We start from the raw sequence: 12094 nt of genomic DNA, 5'->3' as shown, positions 1-12094 counted from the left end.
TCAGCCTTCGCCCGCGCCGCGTTCGTCGGAGAACGAGTAGCCCGCGCCGTAGAGTGTATCGATCGCGTTGAAGTTGGGGTCGACCGCGCGGAACTTGCGGCGCAGTCGCTTGATGTGGCTGTCGATCGTGCGGTCGTCGACATAGACGTCGTCGTTGTAGGCCGCGTCCATCAGCTGGTTGCGGCTCTTCACCACGCCCGGACGCAGCGCCATCGCCTCGAGGATGAGGAACTCGGTGACGGTGAGCGAGACTGGCCTGGCGTCCCACTGGACCTGGTGGCGGGCCGGGTCCAGCGTCAGGCGGCCGCGCACCACGGGTTCGGGCAGATCCTCGGCGTGGGCTTGCTCGCTGCCGGCACGGACCAGATCGCTGCGCCGCAAAATGGCGCGGATGCGTGCAGCAAGAAGCCGCTGGCTGAACGGCTTGGTGATGTAGTCGTCCGCCCCCATCGCGAGCCCGAGCGCCTCGTCGGGTTCCTCGTCCTTGGAGGTGAGGAAGATGACCGGCAGGCTCGATCGCTCGCGCAGGTTGCGCAGCAATTCGAGGCCGTCCATGCGCGGCATCTTTACATCGAAAATGGCAAGATCGGGCGGGTTATCGAGAATGGCCTTGAGCGCGGTTTCGCCGTCGGTGTAGATTCGCGTGGCGAAGCCTTCGGCCTGCAGACCGATCGAGACGGTGGTCAGGATGTTGCGGTCATCGTCGACCAGTGCAATCGAATGGCGCCGGGACGGCCCCGTTTGCGAGGGCTTTTCGCCCGGTCTCGATGGAGACGATGCATCGGACATCGCATGCACTCCGCTCTGTTCTCAACGTCGCAAAAACGCTGCCTAGCCGCTGGTGAACGCGCTGGCAATCACCTCGCTTCTCGTCCCAAATCTTTCGCATTTTGGCCCTTTCTAGTTTCAATTGTTGTCAAATTGACGGAAAAGAGACTGTCGACTATTCGCGAGCCCGATTCCGGCTTTTGCCGGGATTGCCGATGCTGTCGCATGCGCTCGCAGGATGGATCGGCGGAAGTGTCACGTTGGAGGAGATGACATTGACCACTTCGCTTAGCTACTCGCTCGACAAACAGGGGATCGCCACCAAGGCGAAGATTTATGCGAACCTGGGCGCCGCGCCCCTAGTTGAGCATGCCATCAGGAACGAGGAAGGCACGCTCGCAGCGGATGGTCCCTTCGTTGTCGCGACGGGCAAGCACACGGGCCGTTCGGCCAAGGACAAGTTCATCGTCCGCGACGCGAACACCGAAGAGACGATCTGGTGGGGCAAGACCAACGTCGCGATGACCCCTGAGCATTTCGCTGCGCTGAAGGAGGACTTCCTCGCTGCGGTGGCGGACAAGGACAAGCTCTATGTCGCAGACCTCTTCGGCGGTTCGCAGCCCGAGTATCGCGTCAACGTTCGCGTGGTCAACGAATACGCCTGGCACAACCAGTTCATCCGCACCCTGCTGGTGCGTCCGACGGCCGAGGAACTGGCCGATTTCGTGCCCGAATACACGATCATCGACCTGCCCACCTTCAAGGCCGATCCCGCGCGCCACGGCTGCCGCTCCGAGACGGTGATCGCGGTCAACTTTTCCGAAAAGCTCGTGCTGATCGGTGGCACCGCCTATGCTGGCGAGATGAAGAAGTCGGTCTTTGGCATCCTCAACTACCTGCTTCCGGTACAGGGCGTGATGCCGATGCACTGCTCGGCCAACATCGGTCCCAAGGGTGATACGGCGGTCTTCTTCGGGCTTTCGGGCACCGGCAAGACCACGCTTTCGGCCGACGCCGCGCGCACGCTGATCGGCGATGACGAACACGGCTGGTCGGACACCGCGGTGTTCAACTTCGAAGGCGGCTGCTACGCGAAGATGATCCGCCTTTCGGCCGAAGCCGAACCGGAAATCTTCGCCACCACCAAGCGTTTCGGCACCGTGCTCGAAAACGTGGTGATCGATCCCGTCACCCGCGAACTCGATCTCGACGACAATTCGCTCGCCGAGAACAGCCGCGGTGCCTACCCGATCGATTTCATTCCCAACACCTCCGAACACAACCTCGGACCGGTGCCGCAGAACATCATCTTCCTGACCGCGGACGCCTATGGCGTGCTGCCTCCGATCGCGCGTCTCACGCCCGATCAGGCGATGTACCACTTCCTCTCGGGCTACACCGCCAAGGTTTCGGGCACCGAGATCGGCGTCACCGAACCCGAGGCGACCTTCTCGACCTGCTTTGGCGCTGCGTTCATGCCGCGTCACCCCACCGTCTACGGCAACCTCCTCAAGGAGCGGATCGCCAAGGGCGGCGTGAAGTGCTGGCTGGTGAACACCGGCTGGTCGGGCGGCAAGGCGACCATGGAAGGCATCAAGCGCATGCCGATCAAGGCGACCCGCGCGATGCTCAACGCCGCGCTCGACGGCAGCCTGAACGAGGCGGAGTTCAAGGAAGACCCCAACTTCGGTTTCGAGGTTCCGGTGGCGATTGCCGGTGTCGACAGCGCGCTGCTCGACCCGCGTGGCACCTGGAGCGATCCGCTCGCCTACGACCAGACCGCGCAGACGCTGGTCAAGGCCTTCATCGACAACTTCGCCCAGTTCGAAGCCCACGTCGACGAGAGCGTGCGTCAGGCCGCGCCCGCGATGGCCTGAGGCCCGCTTTCGACGTTATGGTCTAACGGCCCCGGCGTTGTGAAAAGCTCTCCCGAAGGCTCGCTTCGGGAGGGCTTTTTCATGCCCGTCGAAGATCCCTGGGCTTATATTGTCCAAATCGCTGTGCCATGCTGGGGGCGAACAATGATGGAGGTGACTGCACATGGGACTTTTGGACGGCCTGCTGGGTGAGATGGGCGCCCCGATCGACATCGCCAACATGGCGGGCAAGCTGGGGATCGATCCTGCGATGGCTGAAAAGGCCGTCGCCGCGCTGGGCCATGCGCACCAGCAGCCGGGCGATACCGCGCAACTTGCCGCGCAAAAGACCGGGCTCGACCTCGGTGTCATCCAGCAGGTCATCGCGGCGATCGGCGGCGAGGGGGCTCTGGCGCAGTTCGCCGGCCAGATCGCTTCCAGCCCCGAGATCATGAAGCTGCTCGACCGCGATGGCGATGGCAGCGCGCTGGACGATATCGCCGGTATGGCGTCAAGCTTCTTCGGCAAGAAGTAAGGCGGGGGGCACCGGCGCCGAACCTGTCACAAGAGCCCTACAGACGCAGGTCCGCAGGGCTCTTTTCCATCCGGCGTGTGCCGCTTGAAGGTTCAGGCCTTGGTTGCGGCAATATAGCGGGTGATGTTGTGGGCCAGTACGTCGAGCGGGACGTTGCCGCCATCGACCACCGCCTGGTCGAAGTCCCGAAGATCATAGGCCTGGCCCAGTTCGGCGATGGCGCGCAGGCGCTGCGCGTTGATCTGGTTGTGCCCCATCTTGTAGCCACAGGCCTGACCCGGCCACGAACAGTAGCGGTCGACTTCGTTGACCACTTCCTCGCGCCCGTTCCCATTTTCTTCGACGAAGAAGCGCACGCCTTGCTCGCGCGTCCAGCCCTTGGTGTGCAATCCCGTGTCGACAATCATGCGGCAGGCGCGAAAAGCGATCGACTGGAGGTAGCCGAGACGACCGACCGGGTCCTCGTCGTAGGCGCCCAGTTCGTCGCCCAGCTGTTCGCCGTAAAGCGCCCAGCCTTCGGAATAGGCGTTGAAGGCGAGCATCGAGCGGATCAGCGGCAGGCGGTTGGCGTATTCGCCCTGCCAGACGTGTCCGGGAATGGTCTCGTGGTGGACCAGCGTGGGTAGCGTGTACTTGCGGTGGAGATCAGTGGTGCGCAAGTTGATCCACATCTTGCCCGGAACCGTCCCGTCCTTGGAGCCGGGGCCGCCGTAGGCCGTGGGCGCGCCGGGCTCTTCGGCCAGCGGCAGGCGGTGCACTTCGACGTTGCCGGGCACCAGCTGGCGGAAGGCGCGCGGCATCTGCGCCTTGATCCAGTCGATCCGGTGGTGGATGAAGTCGAGGATTTGCGCGCGGCCCTCGTCGCCCTTGGCGAACATGAAGCGCGGGTCCCTGCCAAGCGCCGTCATGCGCGCGCCTACGCTGCCCTGGGTGTAGCCCAGGTGCTTGAGGATCGGATCCATCTGGCCATGGAGTTCGGCGAGCTGTTCGACTCCCAGGCGGTGAACTTCCTCCGCCGGAACGTTCGTCGTGGTGCTGGCCTTGAGCGCCCTGGCGTAGAAGCGTTCGCCCTGCGGCCGCTCGTGCATCCCCGGATCGCCCGTCGCTAGCCCGCGCTGGCGCTGGAGTTCGGCGAGCTGGCGGCCGAGTGCGGGGACTACCTCGTCGGCCACGATGCTGCGGGCATGCTGCACCCAGTCGCCGGAGAAGGCGGTGGTGCGCCGGGCAACCGACTGGACCAGACCGCCGCCGTTGTCGTTGGCATCGGCGATCGTGCTGGTCATCTGCGCGATGGCCCGGTCGAGCAGGAAATCGGGCGGGACAAGGCCCATCGCGGTGGCGCTCTGGATGCGCTCCAATTCGCCATCCAGCTGTCTCGGCATCTGGCTCAGGCGCGCGACATAGGCATCGGCGTCTTCGGGCGTTTTGATCGGGTGATCGGCGTCGAGAAAGCGGGGCGTGTCGATATAGGCGCCGACATTCTGGATCACCACATAGGGGGTATTGCGCCAGCCTCCTACCGCCACGTCCCCGTAAGGCAGCGCGAAGCCTTCAAGCGCGGTGGTGTAGGCGCTCTTGATGACTTCCAGGCTGGTGCGGGTAGAAGGATCGAGCCCCGTCTGGTCGCGAAGCCTTGCCTGGGTCATCGCCAAGCCAGTCTTTACGACATTGGCGAGTTTCGCAATCCCTTCCGGAGAGCGATCCTCCAGTCGGGCACGCAGTCCGGCATGGGGGCCAACGTCGACGCCCAGACTGGTCGCCGTGTTGGGCATTTGCGCGAGCAGGGCCGAGGCCAACGCATCGAGAAGGGGCGGCGTGGAGGGCGGTACGGGCGACGTCGCCTGCGCAGCAAGCGGCGCGTCTTTCGCCCAGCCACAGTTGGGCAGCGCAATACCGGCGACCCCGGCTCCGAGCAGTTGAAGGGCGTTGCGGCGGGAGAGGGGCGCTGGGGCCGAAGGTGGGGTGTGCATGGGACGAAGAGTGGCGCGCTCCAGGGGCGGTGTCAAACCGGTCGCCGGGGATGTCCTCCCGTCATTTCTCCATCCCCCAAGCCGGGCTCGCACGAGGGGCGGCGTTAGGCTAGGCTGGGGGCATGACCATCGCGCTTTCGCTCCTCGTGCTGACCACGCTGGCTCTTGCTGCGGGAGCGGTGTTCCTGTGGCGACGCGAAGGCTATCGGCGCCAGGCCGCGCTGATGCTGGTGCTTGCGCTGGTCCTGGCGGCTAACGTCGCGATCTGGACGGTGCCTGTGCGCAGCGGCGCTTCGCTGGCGCAGGGCGCGCCGGGGCCGGAAACGGCAAAGGCGCCGCAGTAGCCCTGCGACGCCTTTGTTGTTGCCTGTTATCGTCCCGCTGGGGGGCGATTGCCGCTTACTTGATCGGGCAATCGGGCGCGAGACGCATGTCGAGGTAGTTGTTGACCGACTTCATCAGATCGTCGGTCTCGTTCTCGAAGAAGTGATTGGCGCGGCGGATTTCGTCGTGGTGGATGGTGATGTGCTTTTGCGTGCGCAGCTTGTCGACCAGTTTTTGCACTGCGCCGGGCGTTACCACCGTGTCGCTCTCGCCCTGGATGATGATGCCCGAGGCAGGGCAGGGGGCAAGGAAGCTGAAGTCGTACATGTTCGCCGGCGGGGCGACCGAAATGAAGCCACGGATTTCCGGGCGGCGCATGAGCAGCTGCATGCCGATCAGCGCGCCGAACGAATAGCCCGCGATCCACGTCGTCGAACTTTCGGGGTGGATCTGCTGCACCCAGTCGAGCGCGGCGGCCGCGTCCGAAAGTTCGCCGATGCCGTTGTCGAAGCTGCCCTGGCTGCGGCCCACGCCGCGGAAATTGAAGCGCAGCGTCGCAAAACCGCGCGCCACGAAAGTCTTGTAGAGGTGCTGCGTGATGCGGTCGTTCATGGTGCCGCCCGCCTGCGGGTGCGGGTGGAGGATCATCGCCACCGGCGCGCGCGGGCGCGTGGCCGGCTGGAAGCGGCCTTCGAGACGACCTTCGGGACCGGGAAAGATGACTGCGGGCATGTGTGTGCGAACCTGACCTGTTGAAACTCCCGCAAAAACGGTGGCGAAACCGGGCGCCGACCATTGCGGGAGTGGAAATGCGAAGGTTCGCTATATAGAAACATTTGTACCAAAAACAATCATGACGACATTCATGGTCCAAAGCGGAGCAAACCGATTTCCTCGCTCGTCTATCTCGATCACGCCGCCACCACGCCGCTTCGTCCCGAGGCGCGCGAGGCCTGGCTGGAAGGCGCCGCGCTCTGGGCCAACCCGTCGAGCCCGCACAAGGCCGGACGCGCCGCGCGCGCCGCTCTCGAGGAGGCGCGCGAGCGCGTGAAGCGCGCGTTGAACTGGGCGGGCGAAGTGCTGTTCACCTCGGGCGCGAGCGAGGCGCTGGCGCTGGGCCTGGGCCGGGCCAAGGCCCAGCGGCGGCTGGTCTCGGCGGTCGAGCATGATGCGGTGTTCCGCGCTGCGCCTGATGCACAGGAGATCGCCGTGCGAGGCGGAGAAATTGACGGTGAAGCGCTTGCACAGGCGTTGTCAGCCGGTGGCCCGGCGGTGGTTGCCGTACAGTCCATCAATTCGGAAACGGGCACGGTGTTGCTGCCCTACGCTACGAATGAAGCGATCACGCAGGTGCGCACGGCGGGCGGGTTGTTCCTTGCCGATTGCTCGCAGTCGGCGGGCAAGGCAGCGCTGCCCGATGCCGACATGGTCGTGGTATCGGCGCACAAACTGGGCGGACCGGTCGGCATCGGCGCGTTGCTGGTACGCGACTATGCGATGCTGGAGCCAACGGGCGGACAGGAGCGGGGATACCGTGCGGGAACCGAAAACCTGCCCGCCGCGATGGCGTTTGCCGCTGCGATCGAATGCGGCGGGATCGAAGGCTGGGCAACCAGCGCGGAGCAACGCTTCGATTTCAAGAACCAGCTCTTTAAGCATGGCGAGGTCATTCAGCCTGGCGTGCAATGTTCGCACATCTTCGCGGTCGCGGCNTTTCAAGAACCAGCTCTTTAAGCATGGCGAGGTCATTCAGCCTGGCGTGCAATGTTCGCACATCTTCGCGGTCGCGGCGCCGCGTCTGGCCGCCAATGCGGTGCTGATCCGGCTCGACGCGATGGGCTTTGCGATTTCGGCGGGCAGCGCCTGTTCCTCGGGGACCTTGAAGACCAGTCGCGTTCTCAAGGGCTTTGGCATTGACGATGATACCGCGCGGCGCACCGTGCGCGTCAGTCTGGGCTGGAATACACAACCTGAAGAGCTCGAAGCCTTTGCCACCGCCTGGGCCGGGATCAACGCATGATCTACCTCGACTATCAGGCGACGACGCCGCTGGCGCCCGAGGCGCGCGCGGCCATGCTGCCCTGGCTTGGCGGGCCGGATCCGATGGGCCCGGATCTGATGGGCTTTGCCAACCCGCACAGCCCGCATCGGCCGGGCCGCGCGGCGGCGGCGGCGGTCGAAGTCGCGCGCGATCAGGTGGCCGCGCTGCTGCCGCCCGGCGGTCGCGTGATCTTCACCTCGGGCGCGACCGAGGCGATCAACCTGGCGCTGGTCGGTAGCGGGGCCAAGCGTCTGGCGGTCAGCGGCATCGAACACGCCGCGGTGCTCGACACCGCGCGCGCGATCGATCCGGCTTGCCAGGCGATGGCGGTCGATCGGCTGGGGCTCGTTGCCGCCGATGCGAACCTTGGCGACCAGCCTGATCTGGTCGCGGTGATGCAGGTCAACAACGAGATCGGTACAATCCAGCCGGTCGAGGCGCTGGCCGATCGTGCGCACGCGGCGGGCGCGCTGTTCCTGTGCGATGCGGTGCAGGGCGCCGGCAAACTTGCGCCGCCCGCCAACGCGGACCTGATCGCGCTCAGCGCGCACAAGCTCTACGGCCCCAAGGGGATCGGCGCGCTGTGGGTGCGCGACGGGCTCGATCTCGCGCCGCTGATCCGGGGCGGGGGGCAGGAGCAGGGAACGCGCTCGGGCACGCTGAGCCCGGCGCTGTGCGCGGGCTTTGGTGCGGCGGCGGCGCTGGCCGCCGCGCGCATGGAGGAGGATGCGGCGCACGTCGCCCGGCTCTGGCAGGTGGCGCGGGAGCGGCTTGGCGGTTGGTCGCTCAACGGGTGCGCGCAGGCGCGCTGGAAGGGAAACCTCAACCTTCGGCGCGATGGTCTCGACGTCGCGCGGCTGATGTCGGACCTTCGGACCCTTGCCTTTTCCGCCGGTTCGGCCTGCGCGAGCGGCTCGGGGCGGCCCAGCCACGTGCTGGCCGCAATGGGTCTCTCCGCATCCGAGGCCAAAAGCTCTATCCGTTTGGGATTCGGGCGATATAGTACGCTTGGGAACATAGAGGATGCCTGCGCTCAAATCGATGCCGCTGCGGCGGCGCAGGGAGTCTGAAATTGGTTAACGTGAATTTCGTCACGGCCGACGGAAAAGAGGTTTCGGTGAACGCCGAGCCGGGCACGCGTCTGCTTGAAGTGGCGCAAGGAGCGGGTATGCCGCTCGAAGGAACGTGCGAGGGGCAGATGGCCTGCTCGACCTGCCACGTCTATCTTTCGGACGACTGGTTCGCGCGGGTCGAACCGGCCTCGATGGACGAGGAAGACATGCTCGATCTCGCCGCCGGCGTCGCGCGCACCAGCCGCCTTGCCTGTCAGATCGAACTGACCGAGGCGCTCGACGGGCTCGAGGTGCGCATTCCGGGCGTTTCGCGCGACATGCAGATCGGTTGATCGGACGAGACCGCAAGGTCGGGTTGGCCGTGTGGTCCCCGCTGTGTCTGAAATGGTAGCCGCCGTGCCTGAATTCGCTTGGGCGGGTTGATGCATCGCCTTGATTATTGCGTTTGCAAAGGCTGGAATGTCACCGGGCTGCCGGCTGGTGATGATATTGCCATCCGCGGCGAGTTCGCGATCGACCACTTTTGCGCCCGCGCTGGCAAGATCGGTACGGATCGATGACTATCCGGTATCCGTGCGTCCGCGCACCAGGTCTGCTTCGATCAGCAGCCAGGGCGCGTGGCAGATCGCGTCAACGGACTTTCCGGCATCGGCAAAAAGACGCGTACGAGTTCGACCGCTGTTGTATTGATGCGCAGGCGATCGGGGTTCATCTGGCCGCCGGGCAAGACGAGACCGTCGAACGCGCTCGCCTTCACCGCGGCGAGCGTGATATCGACCGTGACCGGGGCGCCCCAATCGGTAGGCTGCCGGCCTTTTATCTCGCCCTGTTCCGGGCTGGCGATCACGGCCTCGAAGCCGGCGTCGCGCAGCGCATCGCGTGGGCCGGTGAGTTCACTTTGTTCAAAGCCATGGGTGGCAAGGATGACGATGTGCTGCACCATCGTGACGTCTCTTGTCTCTGAAGGGATTTCCTCCGCAATGCGCGCACGCGCCCGGCCGTTCCGGGGAGTTCAACCGGTGAGCGCGCATGGGGCGCGGGCGATGGATAATCCGAGTTTGCGTGCGGTTCTGGAAAACGCCCAATTGAGGCTTTGGCGCAGGGGCTGCCGCTGCTAGGCTTGCCCTACCATGGTGACTTCCCTCGACGACGAATCCGATCCCTTCGACGCCATTGTCGATGCGCCCTTCGATGCCGCGCTGTCCGAGCGCTATCTCGTCTATGCGCTTTCGACCATCACCGCGCGCTCGCTGCCGGATCTTCGTGACGGGTTGAAGCCCGTCCACCGCCGTCTGTTGTGGGCGATGCGCCAGTTGAAGCTCGATCCCGCGAGCGCTTACAAGAAGTCAGCCCGCGTGGTCGGTGATGTCATCGGTAAGTACCACCCGCATGGCGATGCTTCGGTCTACGATGCCATGGTGCGCCTCGCGCAGGATTTCTCGCTGCGTTATCCGCTGGTGCAGGGGCAGGGCAACTTCGGCAATATCGACGGGGATAACGCGGCGGCCTACCGCTACACCGAAGCGCGCCTGACCAAGACCGCGATCCAGCTGATGGCGGGCCTCGATGAAGGCACCGTCGACTTCGTGCCCACCTACAACGGCGAGGACAGCGAACCCGATCTGTTTCCGGGGCTGTTCCCCAATCTCCTCGCCAACGGCGCGACGGGTATTGCGGTGGGCATGGCGACCTCGATACCCAGCCACAACGTCGCCGAGATCATCGATGCGACGATGCTGCTGATCGACAACCCCCAGGTCGAACACGCGCAGCTGATGGAGGTCTTCCACGGGCCGGACTTCGCCACGGGCGGCCTCGTCGTCGACAGCGCGGCGGCGATCAGCCACGCCTACGAAACCGGCAAGGGCGCGTTCCGGATGCGCGGGCGCTTTTCCAACGGCAAGGACGAGGCGGGTCACTGGGAAGAGAGTGGCATCGAGAAACTGGGCAGCGGCCAGTGGCAGCTGGTGGTTTCCGAAATCCCCTACATGCTCGCCAAGGGCAAGCTGATCGAACAGATCGCCCAGCTCATCGCCGACAAGAAGCTGCCGATCCTCGAGGACGTGCGCGACGAGAGCGACGAGCAGATCCGCATCGTGCTCGTGCCCAAGAGCCGCAATGTCGATCCCGAACTGCTGAAGGAAAGCCTCTACCGGCTGACCGACCTCGAAAGCCGCTTTTCGCTCAATCTCAACGTACTCGACGCGCAGCGCACGCCCGGCGTGGTCGGCCTCAAGGACCTCCTGCGCCAGTGGGTGGTCAACCAGATCGACATCCTCCAGCGCCGCACGCGCCACCGGCTCGACAAGATCGCGGCGCGGCTGGAGCTGGTCGCTGGTTACATCATCGCCTACCTCAACCTCGACCGGATCATCGAGATCATCCGCACCGAGGACGAGCCCAAGCCGGTGATGATGGCCGAATTCAACCTGACCGACCGGCAGGCCGAGGCGATCCTCAACATGCGCCTGCGTTCCTTGCGCAAGCTGGAGGAAATGGAGCTGCGCCAGGAACACGCCGAACTGCTCAAGGAGCAGGACGAGCTCAACAAGCTGCTCGAAAGCCCGGCCCGCCAGCGCACCCGCCTCAAGCGTGACCTGACCACGTTGCGCAAGGACTACGCCGAGGATACCCTGCGCGGCCAGCGCCGCACGACGATCGCCGAGGCGCGTCCCACGGTCGAATTCTCGATGGACGCGATGATCGAGAAGGAGCCGATCACGGTGGTCCTTTCGGCGCGCGGGTGGATCCGTGCGGCCAAGGGCCACGTCGCGCTCGACAGCGATTTCAAGTACAAGGAAGGCGATGGCCCGGCCTTCGTGTTCCACGCGCAGACGACCGACAAGCTGCTCATCGCGCTCGACAATGGCCGCTTCTACACGCTGGGCGGGGACAAGCTGCCCGGCGCGCGCGGCTTTGGCGAGCCGATCCGCACGATGGTTGACATCGACGCCGAGGCGCAGATCGTCGCGGCCTTTGCGCACAAGCCCAAGGGGCAGCTCCTGCTTGCCTCGAGTGTCGGGCGCGGCTTTGCGGTGGAGACCGACGAGATCCTCGCCGAAACGCGCAAGGGCAAGGCGGTGATGAGCACCAAGCCCGATGTGAAGCTGGCCGTGGTGCGCGAAATTCCTGCCGAGCACGATCACGTCGCGGTGGTGGGCGACAACCGCAAGCTCGTCGTCTTCAGTCTCGAGGAACTGCCGCTCATGGCCAAGGGGCAGGGTGTCACGCTCCAGCGCTACCGCGACGGGGGCATGTCGGACGTGACCACCTTCAAGCTCGAAGAGGGCCTCTCGTGGACGATGGGCGGCGACAGCGGGCGCACGCGCAACGAGAAGGACATCGCGATGTGGAAGGTGGCGCGCGGCGCGGCCGGGCGTTTGCCGCCCAACGGTTTTCCGCGGGATAACAAATTCTAGAAAGCGAGGGCCAGCGCCCCTGCCTATAGCCCATCTCTCTCACGCTACGTGGCGCGCGCGAGTTGGGCTCGACAGTTCGGGGGGCAAGGGGTGATAACCCCTTGAACA

At 65.0% G+C, this 12094-nt stretch carries 11 protein-coding genes and 1 pseudogene; 8 read left to right on the top strand and 4 right to left on the bottom strand.

Translation table 11 applies throughout. The features are described from left to right. Window positions 1–789, bottom strand: coding sequence for a response regulator transcription factor (locus tag MTR62_RS00705; protein WP_244016323.1), 789 nt, complete (start codon window positions 787–789; stop codon window positions 1–3). 254 nt (window positions 790–1043) lie between these two features. Here MTR62_RS00705 and MTR62_RS00700 point away from each other — a divergent pair, with 254 nt between their 5' ends. After that, window positions 1044–2645 (top strand): phosphoenolpyruvate carboxykinase, encoded by a 1602-nt coding sequence (locus MTR62_RS00700; RefSeq protein ID WP_244016321.1) that lies wholly within the window; start codon window positions 1044–1046, stop codon window positions 2643–2645. Window positions 2646–2808: 163 nt separating this feature from the next. Continuing rightward, the gene (locus tag MTR62_RS00695; protein WP_244016319.1) at window positions 2809–3159 is read left to right on the top strand and encodes a hypothetical protein; all 351 of its coding nucleotides are present in this window, start codon (window positions 2809–2811) and stop codon (window positions 3157–3159) included. Window positions 3160–3251: 92 nt separating this feature from the next. Here MTR62_RS00695 and MTR62_RS00690 read toward each other — a convergent pair whose 3' ends face one another. Continuing rightward, window positions 3252–5129 (bottom strand): DUF885 domain-containing protein, encoded by a 1878-nt coding sequence (locus MTR62_RS00690; protein WP_244016316.1) that lies wholly within the window; start codon window positions 5127–5129, stop codon window positions 3252–3254. Window positions 5130–5251: 122 nt separating this feature from the next. Here MTR62_RS00690 and MTR62_RS00685 point away from each other — a divergent pair, with 122 nt between their 5' ends. Continuing rightward, on the top strand, window positions 5252–5473 hold the full coding sequence (locus tag MTR62_RS00685; protein ID WP_244016314.1) for a hypothetical protein: 222 nt from the start codon (window positions 5252–5254) through the stop codon (window positions 5471–5473). 55 nt (window positions 5474–5528) lie between these two features. On the opposite strand, the gene MTR62_RS00680 is transcribed toward MTR62_RS00685, so the two are convergent. Then, window positions 5529–6185, bottom strand: a complete 657-nt coding sequence (locus MTR62_RS00680) for an alpha/beta hydrolase (RefSeq protein ID WP_244016312.1) — start codon at window positions 6183–6185, stop codon at window positions 5529–5531. A gap of 63 nt (window positions 6186–6248) precedes the next feature. Here MTR62_RS00680 and MTR62_RS00675 point away from each other — a divergent pair, with 63 nt between their 5' ends. From MTR62_RS00675 to MTR62_RS00665, 4 genes are read left to right on the top strand one after another with little or no spacing between them, the layout of a single operon-like run. After that, window positions 6249–7187 (top strand): aminotransferase class V-fold PLP-dependent enzyme, encoded by a 939-nt coding sequence (locus tag MTR62_RS00675; protein WP_407672551.1) that lies wholly within the window; start codon window positions 6249–6251, stop codon window positions 7185–7187. Window positions 7188–7212: 25 nt separating this feature from the next. Beyond that, window positions 7213–7473, top strand: a complete 261-nt coding sequence (locus MTR62_RS21545; protein WP_407672550.1) for a hypothetical protein — start codon at window positions 7213–7215, stop codon at window positions 7471–7473. Then, window positions 7470–8564 carry a cysteine desulfurase family protein gene (locus tag MTR62_RS00670; RefSeq protein ID WP_244016310.1) on the top strand — a complete coding sequence of 365 codons (1095 nt, stop codon included), beginning with the start codon at window positions 7470–7472 and terminating at the stop codon, window positions 8562–8564. The genes MTR62_RS21545 and MTR62_RS00670 overlap by 4 nt, the downstream gene beginning before the upstream one ends. 2 nt (window positions 8565–8566) lie before the next feature. Beyond that, entirely contained in the window at window positions 8567–8899 is a 333-nt protein-coding gene (locus MTR62_RS00665) for a 2Fe-2S iron-sulfur cluster-binding protein (RefSeq protein ID WP_244016308.1), read from the top strand. An 81-nt stretch (window positions 8900–8980) separates the two neighbouring features. Here MTR62_RS00665 and MTR62_RS00660 read toward each other — a convergent pair. Then, window positions 8981–9510: pseudogene (locus MTR62_RS00660) on the bottom strand (type 1 glutamine amidotransferase domain-containing protein); the annotation flags it as partial. 187 nt (window positions 9511–9697) lie between these two features. Here MTR62_RS00660 and parC point away from each other — a divergent pair. Then, window positions 9698–11986, top strand: a complete 2289-nt coding sequence (gene parC / locus MTR62_RS00655) for a DNA topoisomerase IV subunit A (RefSeq protein ID WP_244016306.1) — start codon at window positions 9698–9700, stop codon at window positions 11984–11986. Window positions 11987–12094: the final 108 nt, after the last annotated feature.

Origin of the sequence: Novosphingobium organovorum (assembly GCF_022832435.1) — a bacterium.
Taxonomy (GTDB): Bacteria; Pseudomonadota; Alphaproteobacteria; order Sphingomonadales; family Sphingomonadaceae; genus Novosphingobium; species Novosphingobium organovorum.
Note: the sequence above shows the minus strand (reverse complement) of the source record. Positions and strands in the feature narration are given on the sequence as shown.